The following is a 21,588-nucleotide window of genomic DNA, read 5'->3' on the forward strand; positions in this document are numbered from 1 at the left end:
TTCAGTAAGGAGCGAAAGCAGTAAAACTGACTCGCAGCACCCTCCCCTGAAGATTCCTAAGAAAAATAAAAAAAAACCGAATTGCTTCGGTTTTAGTGTACCATATTTTCCGTCTCAGGGATAAAAATTTCGAACACATCGCGGTGCTGCAAAATCGTAATGTCTTTATCCTTGACTTTCATCACAACCACTTCAGGTCGCTGCTTCATCCGGTTTAAATAATTTTCCGGGACGCTGCCGGACTCCGAAACAGTCACACCGTCCACTTGCAATTCTTCATTTTCCTGAAGCGGCGTTTGGAGCACCTTCTCATAAATATCTGAGAACACTTCAAAGTTACTGGTATATACCGATATGCATTTCATTATTATCCGATCCTTTCTCCATTTACGCTTTTGACAGTTCTGCCCTTTGGTATAGGTTTCCTACTCGGGTTCGTTTTCATACGTTTTTTTCCTTCTCGGCAATGCTCCAACAACGGGCATAACTCGCATTTCGGATTTTGCGCCTTACAGTGGTAACGCCCGAAAAAAATGAGCCGGTGATGCGTCAGTGTCCATTCCTCACGCGGCACCCGTTTCATTAACTTCTTCTCCACTTCCAGCACGGTATCCTTCGCACCCGCCAGGCCTAATCTTTTGGATACCCGCTCTACGTGGGTATCAACGGCAATCGCAGGTACGCCGAACGCATTGGAAACAACCACATTTGCTGTTTTCCGTCCGACGCCAGGCAGTTCTACCAGCTTTTCATGCTCTCGGGGAACTTCTCCATCATACTTGTCCAATAGGAGCGCGCAAAGCGCTTGAATATTCTTCGCTTTGTTTCGGAACAATCCGATCCTGCGGATATCCTGCTCCAATTCCTCTAACGGTACCGCCAAATAATCCTCAGGACGCTTGTATTTCTGAAATAATGTGGCAGTCACTTTGTTCACCGTTTCGTCCGTGCATTGGGCGGACAAAAGGACGGCAATGGTCAGTTCGAACGGATTTGAATGATGAAGCTCGCAATGGGCATCGGGATACATCTCGGCGATGTGATCAAGTATGATTCGTGTCTTCGTTTGATTCATCGTATGTCCCTCGCTTTCCACCCATTTCTTACAGTTTACCGAATTGAGCAAGCCGAAGCAATGACCCGGGACGACAAAAAACGAACTTTTTACGAAAAAACCGCCTGCAGGGTAAGTATACCTTACCGAACAGACGGCAGATGGACGCAAAAAGTTTCATATAAATAATAAATTAGGGCCTTTCTATCTCGATAATTTTATCATCAAGCACATAAATTGTCACTTCTTCATTCTCCATGAAGGCATTGGCGGCAACAGTCTGATTGCCTTTATGCAAATAAGCTTTGGCGAAGAAGCTATAGGACGTCTTGTCGTTACCGCCCGTCGGCTTCAGAATCAACTGATTCACCTCATACAAGTAGGAGGATATAACACGGTTGGAAGCTGTAGCGACATGAATCGTTATTTTTTCATTCGCATCACGGATCCATTCCACCCGGTCATTCGGCTTCAAAGAAGTAATGGCAGCCGATACCGTTCCGTTCAACTTAATCGTAAATTGAGATCCAAGCGGCAGCACCTGAACATTACCTTGGAAGTCCTGCACAGTCACGGTTCCCAGCGTTGCGTCCACACCCGTCACTTTGCCGCGCAGCGTATTCAGAAGCGTAACATTCTCCAGCTTGATACCATTGAAGCTCGCTTTGATATATTCGTCGACTTGGATGTCCTCAAACGCATGTGATGTCTTGCCCGGATTGATGATTTTGTCATTGCTGTCCACCGTAAACGTAAGCATCGAGCCATTCTCGTCCTTCACGTTCACCTGACGGGAACTAGGGGTCGTGTACAGCACCTTATACATCCCGGCCTGCTTCATAACGATATCGGTGATCATCGTCTGGTCCCCGACATTCACATTCGCGCGTATCGAATCTCCGACCTTCAAATCAGCCATGGCGCCATTCGGTTTGTTCAGCAGCTCCACTTTGATGCTGGAGTACGCTTTGAACGTCAGATTTTGGCCTCCTACCGTCCGTATGGTCATCTCGTTCGTCGTGCTGTTAATCTGGGATACGGTGCCCTCGACATATTGCGTTAATTGAACTTGCACGACTTTATCTTTGGAAACCTTCAAATCCACTTTTCTCTTGTTGCCCGTATTCGTGAGAAACATGGATTGGAAGTTGGAAACCGGAAGTGTGGCATCCCCGAATTTAATCGCGGTCGAGTCCGTTAAGCGGAATACTCCGAATTCCCCGTTGTCGGCTTCAATCGTAAGCAGCTTCCTGTCAGCATCGTATCCAATAATGGTAGCAAAAACATATTGCTTCACCGAACGGCTCGTCACATTCACTTTGACCACTTTATCGTTCACGAGATCCAGCTTTAGCGTGTCTCCCGTTTCAATATCAAATAAGCTGGCGTTCGGCAAGCCTTCGATGGACACCACCGCATTATCGGCAATAAAATAAGCTCCGAGTGTAGTGCCTCCGCTTTTTTTGACCGTCATAATCTTCTTGTCATCGCTCAGACTTTCCAAAGAGCCTTCCATTGCTTGCGTGACGTCTGCCTGCTTGCGGATCGTGACTGAAACCGCTTCGTTGGACTTAATGTTATACGTGACGGAATCGCCAACGCGCAGCCTTGACAGATCGGTTATCGTACCATCAGGCATGGTAACGGTAGCGAGCGCGGGGAATGGATAAGTTTCGTTTAGTCCCGTGGTTTGCTCCAGGAACGTGATTTGCTTTTGGTCCGTATTGATGTTGAGTACGGTACCTTCCGCCGTTTTGCTTAATGGAGCTTGCTTAACTATGATATGAGAAATCTCATTCTCCTGCAGCAGCTTATTACGCTTCAACTCCAGAATACTTCCCGGTTCGATCGAGCCTAAGCTGAAACCGCGACCCGAAGCATCCGTTATCGTTACATTGGAAGCGAGCTTGTACAAGGTGCTTTGAGTGCCCTGCTGAACGGACAGCATCATTTGATCCAAGAACGTCTGCCCAAGTGTACCTTCGTACGTTTCCATCTGTTCCTGATCGCTCGTCAGCTCGACATACAAAGCGCCGCCTTGATTATGTACGACATATACTTCATTCGTAAGCTTGATGGTTGAAAGAGGAATCCGGGTATCGTCCTTCGCGTTATAAATGACCGTACCCGCTGAAATCGTGTAGCTGTTCGTTGTGCCTTGATGATTCAGGACGCTGATTTTTCGGTCCGTTAACTCCATTACGTAGCCGATAGATACACGTTCGGAACGAGTCGTTAACTCTTTGTCTGCGCGGCTGAGGAAGGTGGCCATTTGAGCCCGCGTCACTTTACCCTGCGGCTGAAAGCCGTTATCTTCAAAGCCTTGAACGATCTGAAGCTCCGCTGCGGCATTAATATAGCCGTTAGCCCAATCAGACATGTTTTTGGCATCCGTGAATGTAGACGGGGAAGCCGCCTGTTGACGAGCAAGATCCTCTCTTCCAATGGCACGAATAACCAGCTTAGCCACCCATTCACGAGTAGCTTCACGGGAGCCCCAGGCTGTTTTGGAGGTCGTATCTGCGGCCTCTTCTTGCGTCAAGATCAATCCTTTGTCAAACGCATAAGCCACATATGGCTTAGCATAATCGCTAACTAATATAGGCAGTACCGTCGCTGTCTGATTATCAAGCGCCTGATCCTCCAACCCCATCATTCGGATGGCCATGACAATGACATCCTGTTGGGAAACAGAGTTTTCGGGACGGTATTCCGCTCTCTCATAGCCTTGAATAATGCCAATGGAAGCGAGCTTGGTAATATGCTTAATTGCCCAATGCTGTGGGCTCACATCAGAAAAGCTTTGGACTACCCCTGCCGATACTGTCGTTCCTGCCCTCGCGCTGACTCCTGTCCCTGTTTGCTCGGCGAAAGCCGAGCCGCTGACCGTAAGAGAGAGCGCTAGTACGGCAGCAGCCAGCCTTTTCGCTTGCCTTTGTTTCTTGGTCTTCATGTATTTCATAGCTCCCCTCGGTTATCTTGTGACGTACATGCATCGTTAGTTTCGTTTGATCGGATGTGGCAGGTCCATATGTCCCATTAAGCTCTCTACTTGCTCCCCGTCTACCAGCACTTCAATGGCCTGGATCTCGCTAAACTGAAACAGCGTCTTTTGAAGTGCATTCAGAAGCATATCCTCTCCTCCGGAACCCAGGTGGGATTCGGGGGCCATGGATAAATCAATCGTAATCTGTCCGTCTTTCAAGTCAACCTTGTTAAAAGTAAAGCCTTTAAACAGCGTAAGTGATTGGTTATCAGGACTTGTCTTCAAACTTTCCAGCGCCGCTCGATACTTATCTGCATCCTGCTTATAGCTAATTGTCGTTTCTTTCTCGATCAGCTTCTCGAAGTTGGAATCACTGTAATAGGTCTTTACCTTCATTTGTTTGTTCTGCTCTTGGTTCGGTGCAGGCGTCGCAGTCTGAGGCGGCGTATCCGTCCCCTGCTGTGAACCTTGCCCCATATTGGCAGGTGGAGTTTCTCCTGCGCCCTGCGCGGGCGGCTTACTCTGTCCGCAGCCCGAAAGCAGCAGGGTGAATACGGCGGTGGCCGCCAATACTTTATGCCAGTTCTTGTTCAACGTTACCACTCCTTAGTTGATAATCAACTGCTTCTTTATGGCAGCAACGATGGATGCGGCAACCCGGTTCTGAAATGCATCCTTATGCATCTCGGCTTCATCCGTTGGATTGGACAAAAAGCCGATTTCCAGGAGTACCGCTGGCATCGTGGTGTTGCGAATCACAAAGAAGCGCTCCTGTTTGACCTTTCGGTCGGGAAAACCCGTAGCTTCAAGAACATGACGGTGCATTAAAGCAGCAAAATCCGAGCTTTGCTCCGTCCAATAGAACGTTTCCGTACCTCTAATGTTTGACTTGTTTATTGAATTTGCATGAAAGGAAATGAACAAATCCGCCTCGAACTGCTGCGCTTGGGCTACCCGATCCGATAATGCAATAAAAGTATCATCAGACCTTGTCATCAGAACTTCCACCTTGGGATCATTCTGAAGGAGGCTGCTTACTTTATTGCCAAGCGCAAGTACAAAATCTTTCTCGCGCCTGTTATTCTTGGAGATGGCGCCGGGATCCTTCCCGCCGTGTCCGGGATCGATGACAATCCGGAACTTGTCTTTTCCGTTGACAAACTTACCGATGATCAAACCGCTTGGCAGCATGTCTGACAAGATCAATTCAGATTTTTTCTGCAAATCTATTACTATTCTAACGATAGATGGGTCGTTTGAAAATAGCGAATAGCGAATTTTTGCCACGGTTTCACTTGGCTCGGTTAAAGGCACATTACCTTCCTTCGTTTTTTCATTCACGAGCGCCGCCAAGGACGCATGCAGCTCTGCACCCGGAATGTCCATGACGATCCGGTCAGGCCCGGACAGCTTGAACATGTTAGGCTTAACTTCTCCTACGGACGTTTCAATACACAGCATATCGTCCTTTAGTGAGATGGACTGTACCTTTGTTAACTTCACCGCTTCAACCTTATTACTGGAACTGCCTGTAGTCACCGCATCTTTCTTCTCAGAAGACACATCGGATTTAGCGACTGCAAGCGGTGCTTTCTTGATGATACTTTCAGGTGCAACACATCCTATGGTAGGCGTGTTTGCGCCTTTATCAACCGGTTGTTCTCCAGCCTTCACCGGGTTACCCGAACCGACTGAAGAAGCCGGCTTTTCGCTGTCTTTGCCTTGATCCTTACTACCCTGTGCGTTTTTGCCATCGGTAGAGCCATTGTTGCCCGCCACTGCACCACCAGCGCCAGTTTGATCTTTCTTATTTTCCGTACCGTTTTCTGAAGCCATTCCATCTTTTACATCACTTGCTTGCTGATACAGGAAAACGGATCGGGTAGGCTCGTCCCACTTAACTTCCACACCAAGATTCTCGCTTACGAAACGGATAGGGAGCATCGTGTTTCCCTCAATAATGGTCGGAGCGGTCTCGAGCATATAAGATTTGCCGGCAACCATTGCTTGCTTTTTGTCAATAAACAACTGGATGTTGATACCCTCTTTGTCCACCGACACTTTACGCACCTTAGGATCCCAAGAAACCTTGGAGCCAAGCGACTCCGCGATAACACGGATCGGCACAATCGTATTATCATTTACGATACGGGGAGCCACCTCGGGGACCAATTGCTTGCCGTTCATAAACAGCTGGATCGACGGAGCAGCGGCCATCGCAAGTACAGGCATCAACAGGAGTGACAAGAGCAACATAGTGAACCACGCAGTTAAAACTTTCATCATGCACCTCAATTTGTAATTTGGTCTATGTGGAATGCCGAAAGGTTTTGTTGCTTTCGGACGGCAAAAGGAAGACGGTGGTGAAATCTACCATTATATTAGACTATCCTTTCGCAAAAAAGTTGCACCTTTGGCGAATTTAGCTGAAAAACATAGAAAAACGAAAAAAACCGAAGGCTATGTGCCCTCGGTCTATCATTTGCTTTCAAATTCTATGCAATTTGGCGGCTTATCGACCGCTGCAGCAGATCCCTGAACTGATTGCCTGAGAGTACTTCCTCTGCTATCAAGATATCAAGCGATTGCTCGAATACTTCGCGGTGCTGCTCCAGCAACCGCCTTGTAGCTGTCGTCAATTGCTCCAGAATAGCTGCATTTTCCTTCATCAGCTCTTCCTTTGTTACCATATCCCTATCGATGATCCCAAGTCTGGTAAGTCCGGAATCCATCATGGTTCGGACCATGTTCAGCGCTTGCTCGAAGTCGTTCCTCGACCCCGTGCTGCGACCGCCGTAGAACATTTCTTCTGCGACCGCGCCTCCAAGTGCAATCATGATTTGATGCTCGATTTGCTCCTTGGTGTATAAATATTGATCCTGCTGAGGGTTATGCCTTACAAAGCCGAGCGCCTTCCCCCGCGGACTCAGCGAGACCTGCGATACCGAGCCCGGCCTTACCAGCTCCGCTGCAATAGCATGTCCAAGCTCGTGCAAGGCCACGCGCTCCCGCTCTTCCTTTGTCGATTCGCGGTCCGTTTTCTCACCAAGCATGACCTTGTCGACCGCCAAAGACAAATGCTGCTGGCCGATCTTATCAGCCTCATCACGCATCGCATAGATGGCAGCTTCGTTCATAACGCTCTCGAGCTGGGCTCCGGAGAAGTGAAAGGTTTCCCTCGCGATCAGCTCCATATCAATCGTATCCGAAAGTGGTTTGTTTTTCGCATGGATGTTTAATATATGGAGACGGCCTTTTTTATCCGGAAGATCAACTTCAATATGCCGGTCAAAACGTCCGGGACGAAGCAGCGCCGGGTCGAGCATTTCTTTCCGGTTGGTCGCGGCCATAATCAGCACGCGCGGCGTTTCGCTTGTATGAATCCCGTCCATCTCTGTTAAAAGCTGATTTAACGTCTGGTCGTATTCCCGATGCTGACCGCCATCACGCTTGCCGCCGATCACATCAATTTCGTCGATAAAGACAATGGCACTTTCTTTATTCTCTTTGGCCGCACGGGTCCGAGCTTCTTTGAACATATCTCGAATACGGCTTGCACCAACACCGACATACATCTCAACAAATTCACTGCCTGACGCAGCCATAAATACCGAATTCGTATAGTGAGCAGCAGCCTTCGCCATGAGCGTTTTCCCCGTTCCCGGTGGTCCCGTCAGTAATATCCCTTTTAGAGGACGAATGCCAAGCCGCTGAATATCCTCTGCACGTATCAAGAAATCGAGAGCTTCCTTAAGCTCCCCTTTTGCCCGGTCCTGTCCTCCGATTTCGTCAAAGGTCATGTAGCTAGGGGCTTTGCTCCTCGCTTTACGCTCCGAACCTACATTCATGCCATTTCGTGCACGCGACATATACAAGAAAGTTCCCAAAATAGCTGCCATAAAAACAATAGGTATCATATTGATGCCAAGAAAAAACAAGAATGCAATGAGAACAGGGACAACTCCGATTAATATTTCCTTACCGTATTTACTCATTAGTCCACACTCCCAGCTTTGCAGGTGTTCTTGGAAGTATAACGTACTTGCTGTTATTACCGTCCGTTATCGTAATGTACACAAACTTATCATCCATTTCGGACGCAGCTTTCACACCTTCGCTTTTGGCCGAACGCTCCTCTAGTGTTTTTGGAATTTGCGCATACTGCTTCGTTTCCATGGCTTGAGCCACTTCAAACAGTGCAGATGACCACCACTGCTCCAGCCGCTCTGACGGCTCGTTCACTACCTTCAGCTTTAACTCTCTGCTGCCGAGCGTAGAACGCCCCTCGTTCTGGATATTTCGGTATACTTCACGAAGACTTGTGCCTGGAGCAACCTTAAGCTCCAGCTCTGCTTCGCTTCCCGATAATTTTATAGCTTCAAGTTCAACGCCAGGTATTGCCGACACCACTTTTTCAAGAGGGCTTTCCATAGCGTAGCTTTGATATGCGAAGTAGCCGCCAAATAGCAAGGAGGCCGAAACAAGAACACTCAATACAACGGGTAAAAGACGCAGTTTCAAATGAACGTCCCCTTCCAAAATAATATATCATAATTAACATACTCATAGTATATCATATGATATATACGATTGTTGATGTAATGTGTGGAAAATACGTGAATTCTGAATCTAATAAAACCGCGAAGGCATCGCTTCATCAGCTTGCTCCCTCGCGGCTTCTAGTTTCAAACCTGCCGTTATTGTGTGGATAACCGCCACGTATCGATCGGCTGTCCGTCTTTAAACGTATAAAAATCGTAAAAATATTGAACGCGCGACGCGCCTTCTACTTTCATTTTATAGAACACTTCCCACACCGGCTGTCCGTCTTGAATGCCAAGCATTGTCCTGAGCACGTCCGCATGAGGATGCTTGGCTTTTACCATCTCTTTCGCCTGATCGGCATTCAGCCCAGCAGTTCCCATTTCGGTACGTATTTCATCATCGGACACCCACACATAAACTGGCTGCCCGATTTTGTCTTCCCCGTAGATGACAGTGTACGATTTATCGCTTACAAATCGCTCCACTTTAATCGCTTTAGCCAATAAGGTCTTCTCATATGCCGTTTGAACCGCCATTCGTTGAACGTTCCACTCCTTGTTCGTTACTGCACGAAAGGCTAAGATCATCCCGATGCATAAAACTGCCGCCGCGATCATCGAAATCGCGGCGATCTTCCAGCTTTTCCTCACCGACGACTCTCTCCCTCCTACTCGTTATCCTGAAGTTAACCGTTCAAAGCATTGCTGCGCTTCAAATTTAATTTTTTCCTCATCCAGCGTTAGACACTCGCCTTTTCTAACGACCCAGCGACCGTCGATGCAGACATCAGTGACATCTCTTGAGCTCGCTGCATAAACCATATGAGAAATAAAATTCGTACGCGGGAAATAATGAGGCTGATCCATATCCAGCGCAATGAAGTCCGCCTTCATGCCGGGCTGCAGCGCACCTACATCATGAAGCCATATCGATTTAGCCCCATACAGTGTCCCAAGCTTCAAAGCTTCAGCAGCCGGAACAGCAACAGGATCCCCGGTGACACCCTTATGAATCAACGCAGCTAAACGGATTTCCTCCAGCATATCCAGGTTATTGTTGCTGGCCGCGCCGTCCGTACCCAGCGAAACAATGACGCCAGCCTTGAGCAGTTCAGGTACGCGGGCCACTCCGCTTGCTAGCTTCAGGTTGCTTCCCGGATTATGAGAGATACGTACGTCATACTGCTTTAAGACGGCAATTTCCTCATCCGTCAGGTGAACTCCATGCGCGACAAGCGTCGGTCTTGAGAACACGCCCAGCTTCTCCAAATGCGCTACAGGTCTTGCCCCATACTGCTGCACATTCTCCTCCACTTCTCTAGCCGTTTCTGACATATGGATATGGATTGGAAGATTTAAGTCGTGTGCGGCCTGTACAATTCTTTCAATATAATCCGGAGGGCAAGTATACGGTGCATGCGGAGACATCATCGCTGTAATCCGGCCTTCCGCTTGTCCGTGCCACTCTTTAGCGAATTGAATCGCCTCGGCCAGCTTGGCATCCTGTTCCTCACGGGAGCATAAGCCAATTACGCCGCGGGTCAGACACGCACGCATGCCACTTTCGACCGCAGCCTCCGCTACTTCGTTCATATGGTCATACATATCAACAAACGATGTCGTACCGCCCTTCAACATCTCCAGCACGGAAAGGTTGGTGCCTGTCCGGACATCGTGCGCGGTAAACTTTCCTTCGATCGGCCACATTTTCTCCTGCAGCCATACCTGAAGCGCCAAATCGTCCCCATAGCCCCGCAGGAGCGACATCGCTGCATGTCCATGCGTATTGACTAAACCGGGCATGAACAGCTTCCCCGTCCCGTCGATCCGTTCATCGAAGGTTGCTTCCGGATCGGGCGCCTGCTCCCCTATATATGTAATTCGATTTCCTTCCATTGTCATAAATCCGCGAATGACGGGGTTACCTTCATCCATTGTAATGAAAGTGCCGTTCTCAATGATTGTTTTCTTCATTAGTTAAATTCCCTTCCCCTTCGATTACAATCCCGATTTCAATGTACAACTTCAGCGTTCCAAAATCAAGCAAAGGTATATTTTCAAACACATGAATCACTACATAGAAGAAGCTCATTTTTCATATCCTAACTCGACAAACTTTCATTGCTTTCCATGCGTATATTGTGTTATTTTTATTTTTGTGAAATTTACCGTCAAATTTCTACATAATCTTGCTTGCTACAATAAATATTCTATTATTCATTAGATTTTCGGGAGGCTATAAGCTATGCTTTTTAGTAAAAAAAACGATACGGACTTTCTTCTCCTACTCATCAAAGCGTCAGAAAACACACTGCATGCGGCTCAGATGTTTCGCAACGCAGTTATGGGAGATCAGCCTCCGGCTACATTCTACCCGCAGCTGAAGGATCTGGAGAATAAAGGCGATGAAATCACGCATCAAATTTTCAAAGGTCTGAATAAAGTGTTCATCACTCCAATCGACCGCGAGGATATTATGGAGCTTGCCTCTAAGGTAGACGATGTCATGGACGGGATCGAAGCTACAATTGCACGTTTTGATTATTTGAACATCACCGTATCTGACAAATATATGAAAGAATTCTCCGCGGTTATCGTGGCCAGCTGTCAGCACATCCTAGATGCGTTCAAGCTGCTTTCCAAAAAGAAGTACATGCAGCTCACGGAACACACGGTTCAGATTAACAGCTTGGAAAATGAAGCCGACCGCCTGATGCGCGAAGGTATTCGTGAGATTTTTACTAATCCGAAGGATCCATATCATGATTTCAAGCTAAAAGAACTTTACGAGCGTTTGGAGCAGACGACCGACGCATGCGAAGACGTAGCCAATATTCTGGAGAGCGTCGTGTTGAGATATTCCTGAGTCGCCGCACGGGTTACTTAGGAATTTCCCAGTATGCTTAGGAGGACATTATGTTAACCATTCTTATCATCATCGTAGCCTTGGCACTGATCTTTGATTTTATTAACGGATTTCACGATACGGCCAACGCTATCGCAACCTCCATTTCAACAAGAGCACTGTCGCCGCGTTTTGCCGTGCTTTACGCAGCCGTATTAAATTTTATCGGAGCATTGTTTTCTTCGGAAGTTGCCAAAACGGTCGGCGGAAGCGTAGCGAATCCGGCTGCGATCGAAAACGGCATGTATATCGTTATCGCAGCATTAATCTCGGCCATCATATGGAATCTGCTCACTTGGTATTACGGTATTCCTTCATCATCGTCCCATACGCTGATCGGGTCGCTGGCTGGAGCTGTTATTGCGGGAGCTGGTTTAAGCGGGGTCAATTGGTCAGGGTTTCAGCAGATCGTCCTTATACTCATCTTATCGCCGATCATCGCATTTGGTACGGGTATTCTCATCATGTGGATCATCCGTAAGCTGATCTTGCTTAGAGGAAATCAATCACGTTCAAAGCTCAACCGTACCTTCCGCAGCTTTCAGGTAATATCCGCTGGGTTGCTCTCGTTTTCTCATGGTGGTAACGATGCGCAGAAGGCGATGGGAATTATCGTGTTCGCATTGGTTGCCATGGGTTACCAAACGGATTTGGAAGTTCCTCTCTGGGTAAAGCTCTCGGCAGCTACCGCAATGGGACTCGGGACTTCGATCGGTGGTTGGAAAATTATTAAGACGGTGAGCAAAAAGCTGCTCAAGATTGAGCCGATCAATGGCTTTGCCTCCGACTTGAACTCATCGATCATCATCCAGACCTCCACCTACCTTGGGATGCCGTTATCAACGACCCACGTCATTTCATCATCGATTATCGGTACCGGTTCCGTTATGCGGTTCCACGATGTCAAGTGGGGCACGGTAACTCGAATGGTTATGACATGGGTGATTACGATCCCGATCAGTATGGTGCTTGCCTTCTTAATTTACAAAATCATCTTCTCATTTACATTGTAAAAATAAAGCCCGGGTGCAAAGAATTTTGCCCCGGGCTTTATACGTTAATCCAAAAGTTACTCCAAATAATAAGCCAAGCTTTGCAGCTCGGTAGTGAAATCTGCATGATGAACGCGAATCTCACCCGGCACCTTGATAATCATCGGGGCGAAATTAAGAATCGCTTCCACACCCGCTTCAACAAACTGGTTAGCCACCTGCTGCGCCTCTATGGCTGGAACCGTAATAATCCCGATACGCACTTTAAATTCCTGCAGCGTATCTCCAAGCTCATCCATCGGCTTTACCTTCAGGTTGTTGATGGATTCCCCGATTTTCGCTTGTTGTGAGTCGAACACAGCCACGATTTTCATATTATCCTTAAGATAGGCATTATAATTGCAAAGCGCCCGACCGAGATTCCCCGCGCCGACCAATGCGACCGGAATCACCTTATCCAGCTTCAATATTTGTCGGATTTTTTCGATCAAATAGTCAACATCGTATCCGATACCCTTTTTCCCGAATTCCCCAAAATAGGCTAAATCCTTGCGAATTTGCGCAGGGTTTAAATCCAGCTTTTGTCCAAAATCCTGCGAGGACACCGTTTGTACATTTTTCTTGCTTAGCTCATTCAAAAACCGAAGATATATCGGAAGACGACGAACGACCGCTTCGGATATTTTTAGAGTTTTCATGCTTCATTTCCACCCATCCACTGCTTTATTCTTGGTACTAGCTGATTCGAATTCATGTGCTCAATTTTCGGACCAGGCAGCGAATATAAGAAATACTTGCCGTAATTCGTATCGATAACGCGCGTATCGTATATAATGACAATTCCTTTGTCCGATGCTGTACGCACTAGACGTCCGAAGCCTTGTTTAAAGCGAATGACCGCTTGCGGTACAGACAGTTTCATGAAAGGATTCAGGTTCTTTTGCTTAAGCTTTTCCGTCTTCGCTTCGACGAGCGGATGGTTGGGAGGCTGAAATGGAAGTCTGACGATCGCTAAACAGCTAAGCGCATCCCCGGGAATATCGACCCCTTCCCAGAAGCTGCTCGTTCCGAGCAGTACACTGGCGGAACTATTCTGAAACAGACGCGTCAGCTTGCTTCGGTTACTGCTATCTACACCTTGACCCAACACGGTCACTCCGAATGGAGAAAGCATATCCTTCAGTCCCGCATGCACCGCTTTGAGCATTCGATTGGACGTAAAGAGCACCAGCATGCGGCCGCGCGTCTCGAGCGCCACCTCCGCAAGCGATGGCACCAATCGATCCAAAAACTCCTTCTCGCCGTTCGCTCCGCGCAGTGTAGGGAAATCCCGGGGGATGGCCACCAACGCCTGCTTGCGATAATTGAAGGGGGATGGCAACTGAACCGTTTTTAGCTTACTATTCGGTTCCCCGTCCTTAAGGCCCAGCTGCTCGCATGTGTAGTCAAACGACTTCCCTACCGAGAGTGTTGCTGAAGTCATAATTACGCTGTCCTTCACATCGAAAAAGTACTGCTTCAGCATTTCGCTGACATCAACCGGCACACAGAATAGCTGCAGCGATCGGTTCTTATTGTACATGCCTCCTTCGAGCCAGTACACGTAATTAGCGTCAGGTTGCGTCATGAAAAAATGAAGCGCATCCCGATGGCGGTAGAGCTCTTTCACGGTTCCTGTCAAATCAGTGATGGAGCTTTGCACATCGTACTCATCCTGAACCTCTTTGATTTCCGTAATCAGCTGATCAAGCCTCTTCAAAGCTTCGTTAAAATGAAGGTGCATGTTTTCTTCCAATATGGACAGCTTATCCCAACCGGTCGGGAGCGATTCCTTCTTCAGCCGGAACACAAGCGAGCTGCCCTCTGTTTGAGCTCCGTCGCTTTTTGAGGCAAGTAGATGGTAAAGCAATTCGCTCAGCTGCTCCCATTCCTCTTTAAGCAGCACAAGCTGCTCTACGGCCTGATCGATCTTGCTGCACCAGCCCTGTGACCGTTCGTCCTCAAACTTCTGCAGGCGAAAGCGCAAGGTGGAAAGCTGACCGGATCGGCTGTCTTTATACAGCCAGTGCAGGGTATTCATCAGTCCATGATAATGCAAGTCGATACCCAGGTGCTTGCCGGCCACTTCCTCAAAATGATGCGCTTCATCAATGACCAAATGCTTGTATGCCGGCAAAAGACGGTTTTCCGCCTTCGTGTCAGTGAACAGCATCGAATGGTTTGTAATGATGACGTCTGCCGTGTTAGCATCATGGCGGGCACGATGATAGAAACACTTTTTAAACCAGGGACATGTCCTGTTCAAGCACGAATCCGAATCACTCTCAACCGTTTGCCAGAATTGCCTTCCTTTATTTGCAAAGTGAAGCTCCTCATCATCCCCGCGCTTCGTCTCACCGAGCCAAACCACCATCTGACCGGCAGTAACCCTATCATCTCGTCCATTTTCAAAATCAAGCGTATTCAACTTCTGCTCAAATTTGCGCAAGCATAAATAATGGCTTCGGCCTTTTAAAACAGCGGCTTTAAAGCGGGAGGGAAACAATTCATCGAGCAACGGGAGGTCCCGCTCCCGCAGCTGTTCCTGAAGATTGATAGTATGGGTGCTTACAAGTATTTTTTTGTCTTGTTTTAAGCCGTAATAAAGAGATGGAATTAAATATCCAAGAGATTTGCCGGTTCCGGTTCCTGCTTCGATCATCAGATGCTGACCTTGCTCGAGAGCTGACTCAACTTCTTTGAGCATGGTTACCTGCGCCTCGCGGTCTTCGTAGGCATCAAACCGCTGCTTTAAGACCTGTTTCAACTGCTCGTAGAATGAACCAAAATCACCAGGCAGCTCGCCAGTCGCTTTCTCTTCCTGTTCCAGTTCTTCTCCCCAATCATTGACATTCAAAGCAAACTGACGGAAATAGCGGTCTGAATCCATATCAAGAGGATTATTTAGTTCTTTATATTGCCTCATTTCTTGGATAAACCAGCCAAAATCGTTTGTGGAATCCTCGAATATCATTTCTAATCTCTGTAGGGTGAGCAAAGGAAGCGATTGAAAGCGTTCCATGCACTGAAGCCAAATGAATGCCGTGGCTTCGGCATCGCTGTCAGCCTGATGGGGCCTTTCGTGCTCGATCCCGAAGGCATGACTAACCATGGAAAGTTGCAGACTAGATAAACCGGGATAAAGAATACGAAGAGCATCCATCGTATCCAATACTCTGCCGTCGAAAGGAAAATACCCGTGCTCATCCAAGGCCCGCTGCAGGAAAGCCAAATCGAAACCCGTATTATGTCCCACCAGAACAGCATCCTGCAGCAGCGGTACCATCTCAGCAATAACACTATCTAGGGGCTGAGAACCTTTTACCATCTTATCATCAATGCCGGTTAGCGCAGTAATTGAAGAAGGTATACTCATCCCCGGGTTGACGAGTGAAGTATACCTGTCTGTAATTTCATGATCGTTTATAATAAAGAGCCCGACCTGGATAATGCGATCCGCAGTCGTGCTCCCAGTCGTTTCAAAATCCAAAACCGCGAATTTCATTGATACGTGTCAATCCCTTCGTTCCCACTATCCTTTAAGGATAACAATACTACGGGCAAAAGGGAATAGCAAACTTATCCTGTGGTTCAAGATGATCCTCGAGCAATGCTGAAAGCGAATTGAAGTCCGCCCTTTTTCTCGCAGCAAACCCCCAAATCCAGCAGTGGTTGAATGCTGGCAGGATCCGTTCGGTAAGCCATATCGAAAAACTCGCATGCTTTCTCCATATTGTGCTTCTCCACTTGGATGCAGCCCATCGCATTATAGGAGATAGCTTTCATCTGCAAATTTTCCGTGAGCTGGGTCAAAAAATGAAAGTGCGTATAGCTCTCATTCGTTTCCCCTTTGCGCAGATAAGACATCGCAAGATAAATGCGAGCCAAGTTAAAATCTGGCTGAAGCTTGAGCAGCTTTTCGAATTCATGAATCGCTTCATCGAATAAATGAAGCTTATAATATCCTTGGCCGCGAACAAACCAATCCGTACGTTTGCCTGAAAATTCCGGGTCGAGAGGGTCGCTTCCGCCTAATGACACTCCCGTAACCCTGGAGAGCTCACCCAACTTTTCTTCGAACAGCAACCATTCCTCAATGCAAGCGTCGCTCATGACTCTTAACGCCCGCAGCTTATCCTGCAGTTGCTTCCTTTTGGTGCCTGTAGAGGACGGGTATTCCGATATCACATCATCGAGCATTTCGTTCATGGAAGCAAAAAGATGTTTGAACATGTCTCTAAACACCCACCTTACGCTTCTCGCTGACCAAGCTTAGGAGTTTCTGCCCTGCCGGCCCTCGACTTATTGTATCTTCATTGTGCGTCTACCCGTCCCGTTTCATTCCCTTTACAGCACCGTGGAATGAATTTCTTCCTTCAATACGCTGATGACTTTATTCTGATCTCCCATAATCGCAATATGTGGAGTATGCTTTCTCGCTTCTTCGTCGGACATCATGACATAAGATAATATAATTACCGTATCACCCGGATGTACCAATCTTGCTGCCGCTCCATTCAAGCAAACGACACCGGAGCCTCTAGGCCCGGGAATGATATATGTTTCGAATCGCGCTCCGTTGTTGTTGTTGACGATTTGAACTTTTTCGTTCGGAAGCATGTCGACGGTATCAAGCAGGTCCTGATCAATCGTAATGCTCCCAACATAGTTTAGGTTCGCTTCCGTTACGATAGCGCGGTGTATTTTGGATTTAAGCATGGTGCGAAACACGGCTTTCGCCTCCTGTATATAATTCTTACTTTACTATATGAAACAAACGGTTATCGATTAAACGGGTACGCCCGAATTTTACAGCCAAGGCCACGATGATCCGTTCAGCGTCCGACACAGCTTGGAGCGGCTCCAGCGCCGGATAGCTTAATACTTCGGCATAATCGATCTCAGCAAGCGGAGCTGTAAGAATGGTTGCGATCACGGCTTCCCGCAGCTCGTCCGCCGTAAGTCCATCACGCTTGTCCCGGATCATCCGTTCCGCAGCATCCAGCGCTTGAGACAGAACAACAGCCTGACGTCGCTCATCTTCGGTTAAGTATACGTTACGTGAGCTCATGGCCAATCCGTCGCTCTCACGAACCGTAGGGCACGGAATGATGGTTACCGGTATATTCAAATCAACGGCCATCTGCTCGATCACAGCTACCTGCTGAGCATCCTTCATCCCGAAATAAGCGCAATCCGGCTGAACGATATTCAGCAGCTTGGTTACTACCGTCGCCACGCCGTCAAAGTGCCCTGGACGCGAAGCCCCACAAAGCCGTTCGGTTACCCGCGCAACGGAAACGATCGTTTTGGTCGGAGTCGGGTACATCTCCTCTACCTGTGGGAAAAAGACGATATCCGTACCTGTAACACGAGCGATGGCCATATCTCGCTCCTCTTCTCTCGGATACCGGCTCAAATCCTCATTCGGTCCAAACTGAAGCGGATTAACAAAGATACTAAGAACAACAACATCGCACTCTCGCCGCGCGGCGTCAAGAAGTGATTGATGCCCTTGGTGGAGATAGCCCATTGTGGGTACGAAGCCGATCCTAGCCTTTGGATTACTCACTCTTGTCTGCCGGATCATTTGCCGAAGCTCTTGTATATGCTTTACGGTATGCATGGGAACGTTTTTCTCCGATCTGTTATCTTTTAGAGGAAGACGCGCTTCCATACAAGCTCGCCGCGAACTCTTCCTCCATACGGAACGAATGCTCTGGAGCTGGAAAACGGCGCTCCTTTACTTCGTCTACATATTGGCGGATACCGCTGCGGATCGAATCGCCTATCGATGCATACTGCTTCACAAAACGCTTGGGATGGGGCACTCCTCCATATCCGAGTATATCGTGAAACACCAGCACTTGACCATCACAAGCAGCGCCTGCGCCGATGCCGATGGTAGGAATGGATAGCTGTTCGGTAACATGTGCGGCAAGCTGATCCGTGACGAGCTCCAGTACAATCCCAAAAGCTCCGGCTTCCTCTAAAGCTTTAGCATCGTCCAGCAGCTTTTGTGCTGCTGCGGGCGTTTTTCCCTGTATCTTATAGCCCCCGATTTGATGAATGGATTGTGGCGTCAGCCCGATGTGACCCATAACTGGAATTCCTGCCTGGACTAAAGCTTTCACAGCAGGTACGATTTCCGCGCCACCTTCCATCTTTACCGCTTTGCTTAGCCCTTCCTGCATCAACCTAGCGGCATTCTTCAGCGTTTCATCGATGCTTCCGTGATAGGTCATGAAAGGTAAATCCGTTACGACAAAGGTCGTTTGAACAGCTCGAGTCACCGCTTTAGCATGATAAATCATATCAGTTAGAGTCACAGGAACGGTCGAATCGTAGCCAAGCACTACATTACCCAGTGAATCTCCGACCAGAATCACGTCAATCCCAGCCTGTTCCGCCAGTATGGCGGATGGATAATCGTAGGCCGTTATCATGCTGATCGGAACCCGGTCCTGCTTCATTTTTTGCAGCCTAGCCGTCGTTATCGGTTTACGCGTTTCCATAAAGCACCTCCGTCCATCTTCCTGTTCATAGTATTTCAAAGATCGGCCGGATTGTTGCAAGAGCAAAAAACCTTTTAGCCGGGCATACAGAGGCTAAAAGGTCACATGTTCTGTGTCATATGATCCTTCTGTCTCGGTCCGGTTTGGCTCAGAGCAGAATCCGACATATTGCATAGCGAAGCTTTTCAGTTGTGAAAAAACGAATCGTTGGAGTGCAATTCCGGCCGGATACTGCCTCCGTAACGAAGATTATACCAAACATTACATTAAAAGTCACCTAAATTCAACATCACCGGAATACATTTTCCTGATCGTACCATCAGGCAGCCGAAGTTCGAGGGCTCCCAATTCGTCGATCCCCTCCGCGTATCCTTCCACGAGGCCTTGTGCGGTATGGCAGCGAATCAGGCGGTGAAGCGACACCGACAGTGCTTCCCAGAGCAGCTTAACTGGCGCGAAGCCCTGCTCTTGGTACAGTTCGTAAAGCTGCTCCCATTCGAGCAAAAAGCGGCAAAGCAGCTCCACTCTGTCAATCCGGTAACCAGCTTCTATAGCGAGCGAAGTGGCAATATCTCTAAGCGCGGGAGGATAATCATCCCGCTCCAGGTTGACCCCAATGCCTACTCCGGCAATAATATGCTGCAATGTTTCATTCTCTGCGCTTGATTCGAGCAGGATTCCGCCTACTTTACGGCCGTCTATCAGCAGATCATTAGGCCATTTAATGCCCGCCTCTACAGGAACCGTGGCACGGATCGCACGGCATAAAGCAACGGCAACAAGCAATGTTAGCTGCGGAGTGAAGGATAAAGGAATATGGGTCGGCTTCAGGATCATACTCATCCAAAGACCTTTGCCCTTTGGTGAATGCCACTGCCTGCCCATCCGTCCCCGCCCCGCGGTTTGGAGCTCAGCCAGGACAAGCGTTCCTTCCGGTGCCCCATCCGCTATAAGCTTTGACGCAACCGTTTGGGTTGAATCCACCTCGTCGTAATATTTGACATGCTTACCGAAGCGTTCCGTCTTCAGATTGACGATAAAAGCCGGCAAATCGAATTTGTCGGGCTTCGTCAATAGACGGTAACCCTTTCGCGGCGCCGCCTCAAACCGAAATCCTTGCTGCCGCAGCTTTCCGATCTGCTTCCAAACTGCGGTACGGCTAATTTGTAATCGTTCGCTAAGCTCTTCTCCGGACAAGAAGGCTCCGTTCGATTGCTCGAACAGCTCCAGAAGTCGATCATTCATAAGCTCTCCTTCTCCTGCATTTCGACATATTCCCTTTTCGCCATCTGGAGGAGAGCTTCCGTTTCATTCGGAAGCTCTCCGAGCGCCACCAACTCCAACAGGCGGTTTAGCAGCTTCCCTGTCCATGGACCCGCCTTCACTTTCAGACAATCAAGCACCGCTTGTCCGGTTACGGACAGCTCCGACAAGTCCGCTGCCGGCATGGCCTGAATCCAATCCCAGCCGTGGTCTGCCCATAGCTTCAACGCTGCAGAAGCCTGTACATTGCTGTACCTCGCTTCAAACCATGATGCGTCGGCCAAAATCAACTGCCGGATACCTTGAAGCGTTCCCCGGCCATAATGTAAAGCGGTGCGCAGCCACAGCCGTCTCCCATATTCACCCTCAGCTAAAAACGGGTCCAACCGTTCAAGCCCCTGTGCCAGCATATCTGCAGCCGCGACGGTTCGCTTGACCTCATCTATCATGTGCTTGGAGAAGGTCAACGCTTTCATATCTTCCGCCGTCTCGACAGCGGAGATACCTATACGGAGATAAAGATAGGCCCAGCGGAGCTCCTCGCGGACAAGCCGCTTCAAATCGGGCAACCTTCGAATCTCTTCGACCCTCGCAAGCTTTAATTCCCGCTTCGTATGTCTCAGGGCTCCTGATTGGCAGAGCAGGTGAATCGCCTTGTTCGGAGCGCTTCCGCTCACCATGCGTTCCAGCTCCAGACGAACGCGTTCCATAGCAATATGCCTCAGCAGCGGCATGCAGACCATCAGTGATTCCCAGGTCGAACCATCCACCCGCAGGTCGTATTCTGCGGCAAAACGAAGACAACGCAGCATCCGCAGCGCATCTTCCCTAAATCTCTCTTCCGCTTGACCTACGCAGCGCAGCACACCCCGCTCCAAATCGGCTCTGCCTCCAAAGGGATCAATCAACTTGCCTTCGTTGTCGATCGCCATGGCGTTTATCGTGAAATCTCGCCTTTTCAAATCCTCCAGAAGGCTGTCGATGTATTCCACCCCGCTAGGACGACGGAAAGCTTCATATTCCGCTTCCCTGCGAAAGGTTGTCACCTCGAAAGGCCTTCTGCCGACCATTACGGTAACGGTCCCGTGCTGCAAGCCCGTCGGAACCGTCCGCTCGAACAGCTCCATTACCTGGTGGGGCTTGGCAGATGTAGCAATGTCATAATCCTTGACAGGCCGGCCGAGCTGTTCGTCTCTTACACAGCCGCCCACCAGGCATGCTTCGAACCCTCCGTCAGTCAGCCGACGAACAATATTCATCGCTTGTTGTCTCAACGATTCGGTCATGTTT

General features: G+C 48.6%; 20 protein-coding genes. 2 read left to right on the forward strand and 18 right to left on the reverse strand.

The features are described from left to right. Positions 1-92: 92 nt before the first annotated feature. From JOE45_RS05855 to JOE45_RS05900, 10 genes are all read right to left on the reverse strand, one after another. Positions 93-365: an NAD/NADP transhydrogenase alpha subunit gene (locus JOE45_RS05855; RefSeq protein ID WP_210021089.1), complete on the reverse strand. Its 273-nt coding sequence runs from the start codon at positions 363-365 to the stop codon at positions 93-95. Between the two features lie 2 nt (positions 366-367). After that, entirely contained in the window at positions 368-1,075 is a 708-nt protein-coding gene (nth, locus tag JOE45_RS05860; protein ID WP_210021088.1) for an endonuclease III, read from the reverse strand. 172 nt (positions 1,076-1,247) lie between these two features. Beyond that, complete coding sequence (locus JOE45_RS05865; protein ID WP_210021087.1) at positions 1,248-4,007, reverse strand: S-layer homology domain-containing protein; 2,760 nt, start codon at positions 4,005-4,007, stop codon at positions 1,248-1,250. Positions 4,008-4,052: 45 nt separating this feature from the next. Continuing rightward, positions 4,053-4,643 carry a GerMN domain-containing protein gene (locus JOE45_RS05870; protein ID WP_348632490.1) on the reverse strand — a complete coding sequence of 197 codons (591 nt, stop codon included), beginning with the start codon at positions 4,641-4,643 and terminating at the stop codon, positions 4,053-4,055. A gap of 3 nt (positions 4,644-4,646) precedes the next feature. Further along, positions 4,647-6,326 carry an N-acetylmuramoyl-L-alanine amidase family protein gene (locus JOE45_RS05875; protein ID WP_245246694.1) on the reverse strand — a complete coding sequence of 560 codons (1,680 nt, stop codon included), beginning with the start codon at positions 6,324-6,326 and terminating at the stop codon, positions 4,647-4,649. A 209-nt stretch (positions 6,327-6,535) separates the two neighbouring features. Then, the gene (locus JOE45_RS05880; RefSeq protein ID WP_210021085.1) at positions 6,536-8,035 is read right to left on the reverse strand and encodes an AAA family ATPase; all 1,500 of its coding nucleotides are present in this window, start codon (positions 8,033-8,035) and stop codon (positions 6,536-6,538) included. Further along, positions 8,028-8,561, reverse strand: a complete 534-nt coding sequence (locus JOE45_RS05885; RefSeq protein ID WP_210021084.1) for a hypothetical protein — start codon at positions 8,559-8,561, stop codon at positions 8,028-8,030. Before JOE45_RS05885 ends, JOE45_RS05880 begins: the two co-directional genes overlap by 8 nt. Before the next feature lie 176 nt (positions 8,562-8,737). Further along, a complete protein-coding gene (locus JOE45_RS05890) occupies positions 8,738-9,235 on the reverse strand; it encodes a cell wall elongation regulator TseB-like domain-containing protein (RefSeq protein ID WP_210021083.1) in 498 nt (165 codons plus the stop codon). Positions 9,236-9,259: 24 nt separating this feature from the next. After that, complete coding sequence (locus tag JOE45_RS05895) at positions 9,260-10,558, reverse strand: amidohydrolase (protein WP_210021082.1); 1,299 nt, start codon at positions 10,556-10,558, stop codon at positions 9,260-9,262. Next, positions 10,539-10,676: a hypothetical protein gene (locus JOE45_RS05900; RefSeq protein WP_210021081.1), complete on the reverse strand. Its 138-nt coding sequence runs from the start codon at positions 10,674-10,676 to the stop codon at positions 10,539-10,541. The genes JOE45_RS05895 and JOE45_RS05900 overlap by 20 nt, the downstream gene beginning before the upstream one ends. Positions 10,677-10,829: 153 nt before the next feature. Between JOE45_RS05900 and JOE45_RS05905 the strand changes: the two genes are divergently transcribed. Both JOE45_RS05905 and JOE45_RS05910 read left to right on the forward strand, forming a co-directional pair. After that, positions 10,830-11,450, forward strand: a complete 621-nt coding sequence (locus JOE45_RS05905) for a DUF47 domain-containing protein (RefSeq protein WP_210021080.1) — start codon at positions 10,830-10,832, stop codon at positions 11,448-11,450. Positions 11,451-11,500: 50 nt separating this feature from the next. Next, complete coding sequence (locus tag JOE45_RS05910; RefSeq protein ID WP_210021079.1) at positions 11,501-12,502, forward strand: inorganic phosphate transporter; 1,002 nt, start codon at positions 11,501-11,503, stop codon at positions 12,500-12,502. A gap of 56 nt (positions 12,503-12,558) precedes the next feature. Here the strand turns inward: JOE45_RS05910 and JOE45_RS05915 are convergent, their stop codons facing one another. The 8 genes from JOE45_RS05915 to JOE45_RS05950 form a co-directional block, all read right to left on the reverse strand. Next, on the reverse strand, positions 12,559-13,179 hold the full coding sequence (locus JOE45_RS05915; RefSeq protein ID WP_210021078.1) for a redox-sensing transcriptional repressor Rex: 621 nt from the start codon (positions 13,177-13,179) through the stop codon (positions 12,559-12,561). Next, positions 13,176-16,025: an ATP-dependent DNA helicase DinG gene (gene dinG / locus JOE45_RS05920; RefSeq protein WP_210021077.1), complete on the reverse strand. Its 2,850-nt coding sequence runs from the start codon at positions 16,023-16,025 to the stop codon at positions 13,176-13,178. The genes JOE45_RS05915 and dinG overlap by 4 nt, the downstream gene beginning before the upstream one ends. Positions 16,026-16,111: 86 nt before the next feature. Continuing rightward, entirely contained in the window at positions 16,112-16,753 is a 642-nt protein-coding gene (locus JOE45_RS05925) for a tetratricopeptide repeat protein (protein WP_210021075.1), read from the reverse strand. Positions 16,754-16,867: 114 nt separating this feature from the next. Next, positions 16,868-17,251 carry an aspartate 1-decarboxylase gene (gene panD / locus JOE45_RS05930; protein ID WP_210021074.1) on the reverse strand — a complete coding sequence of 128 codons (384 nt, stop codon included), beginning with the start codon at positions 17,249-17,251 and terminating at the stop codon, positions 16,868-16,870. Positions 17,252-17,276: 25 nt separating this feature from the next. Further along, positions 17,277-18,146, reverse strand: coding sequence for a pantoate--beta-alanine ligase (gene panC / locus JOE45_RS05935; RefSeq protein ID WP_210021073.1), 870 nt, complete (start codon positions 18,144-18,146; stop codon positions 17,277-17,279). 22 nt (positions 18,147-18,168) lie between these two features. Then, positions 18,169-19,035 carry a 3-methyl-2-oxobutanoate hydroxymethyltransferase gene (gene panB, locus JOE45_RS05940; protein WP_210021072.1) on the reverse strand — a complete coding sequence of 289 codons (867 nt, stop codon included), beginning with the start codon at positions 19,033-19,035 and terminating at the stop codon, positions 18,169-18,171. Positions 19,036-19,308: 273 nt separating this feature from the next. Next, complete coding sequence (locus JOE45_RS05945; protein WP_210021071.1) at positions 19,309-20,280, reverse strand: biotin--[acetyl-CoA-carboxylase] ligase; 972 nt, start codon at positions 20,278-20,280, stop codon at positions 19,309-19,311. Continuing rightward, the gene (locus tag JOE45_RS05950; protein ID WP_210021070.1) at positions 20,277-21,584 is read right to left on the reverse strand and encodes a CCA tRNA nucleotidyltransferase; all 1,308 of its coding nucleotides are present in this window, start codon (positions 21,582-21,584) and stop codon (positions 20,277-20,279) included. Before JOE45_RS05950 ends, JOE45_RS05945 begins: the two co-directional genes overlap by 4 nt. Positions 21,585-21,588 lie beyond the last annotated feature (4 nt).

The organism is Paenibacillus sp. PvR098 (assembly GCF_017833255.1).
Lineage (GTDB): Bacteria > Bacillota > Bacilli > Paenibacillales > NBRC-103111 > Paenibacillus_G.

Coding starts and splice junctions, on each gene's coding strand:
- JOE45_RS05855 (WP_210021089.1), bottom strand. CDS start 365: ATGAAATGCATATCGGTATATACCAGTAACTTTGAAGTGTTCTCAGAT.
- nth (WP_210021088.1), bottom strand. CDS start 1,075: ATGAATCAAACGAAGACACGAATCATACTTGATCACATCGCCGAGATG.
- JOE45_RS05865 (WP_210021087.1), bottom strand. CDS start 4,007: ATGAAGACCAAGAAACAAAGGCAAGCGAAAAGGCTGGCTGCTGCCGTA.
- JOE45_RS05875 (WP_245246694.1), bottom strand. CDS start 6,326: ATGATGAAAGTTTTAACTGCGTGGTTCACTATGTTGCTCTTGTCACTC.
- JOE45_RS05880 (WP_210021085.1), bottom strand. CDS start 8,035: ATGAGTAAATACGGTAAGGAAATATTAATCGGAGTTGTCCCTGTTCTC.
- JOE45_RS05895 (WP_210021082.1), bottom strand. CDS start 10,558: ATGAAGAAAACAATCATTGAGAACGGCACTTTCATTACAATGGATGAA.
- JOE45_RS05900 (WP_210021081.1), bottom strand. CDS start 10,676: ATGAGCTTCTTCTATGTAGTGATTCATGTGTTTGAAAATATACCTTTG.
- JOE45_RS05905 (WP_210021080.1), top strand. CDS start 10,830: ATGCTTTTTAGTAAAAAAAACGATACGGACTTTCTTCTCCTACTCATC.
- JOE45_RS05910 (WP_210021079.1), top strand. CDS start 11,501: ATGTTAACCATTCTTATCATCATCGTAGCCTTGGCACTGATCTTTGAT.
- JOE45_RS05915 (WP_210021078.1), bottom strand. CDS start 13,179: ATGAAAACTCTAAAAATATCCGAAGCGGTCGTTCGTCGTCTTCCGATA.
- dinG (WP_210021077.1), bottom strand. CDS start 16,025: ATGAAATTCGCGGTTTTGGATTTTGAAACGACTGGGAGCACGACTGCG.
- JOE45_RS05925 (WP_210021075.1), bottom strand. CDS start 16,753: ATGTTCAAACATCTTTTTGCTTCCATGAACGAAATGCTCGATGATGTG.
- panC (WP_210021073.1), bottom strand. CDS start 18,146: ATGCATACCGTAAAGCATATACAAGAGCTTCGGCAAATGATCCGGCAG.
- panB (WP_210021072.1), bottom strand. CDS start 19,035: ATGGAAACGCGTAAACCGATAACGACGGCTAGGCTGCAAAAAATGAAG.
- JOE45_RS05945 (WP_210021071.1), bottom strand. CDS start 20,280: ATGAATGATCGACTTCTGGAGCTGTTCGAGCAATCGAACGGAGCCTTC.
- JOE45_RS05950 (WP_210021070.1), bottom strand. CDS start 21,584: ATGACCGAATCGTTGAGACAACAAGCGATGAATATTGTTCGTCGGCTG.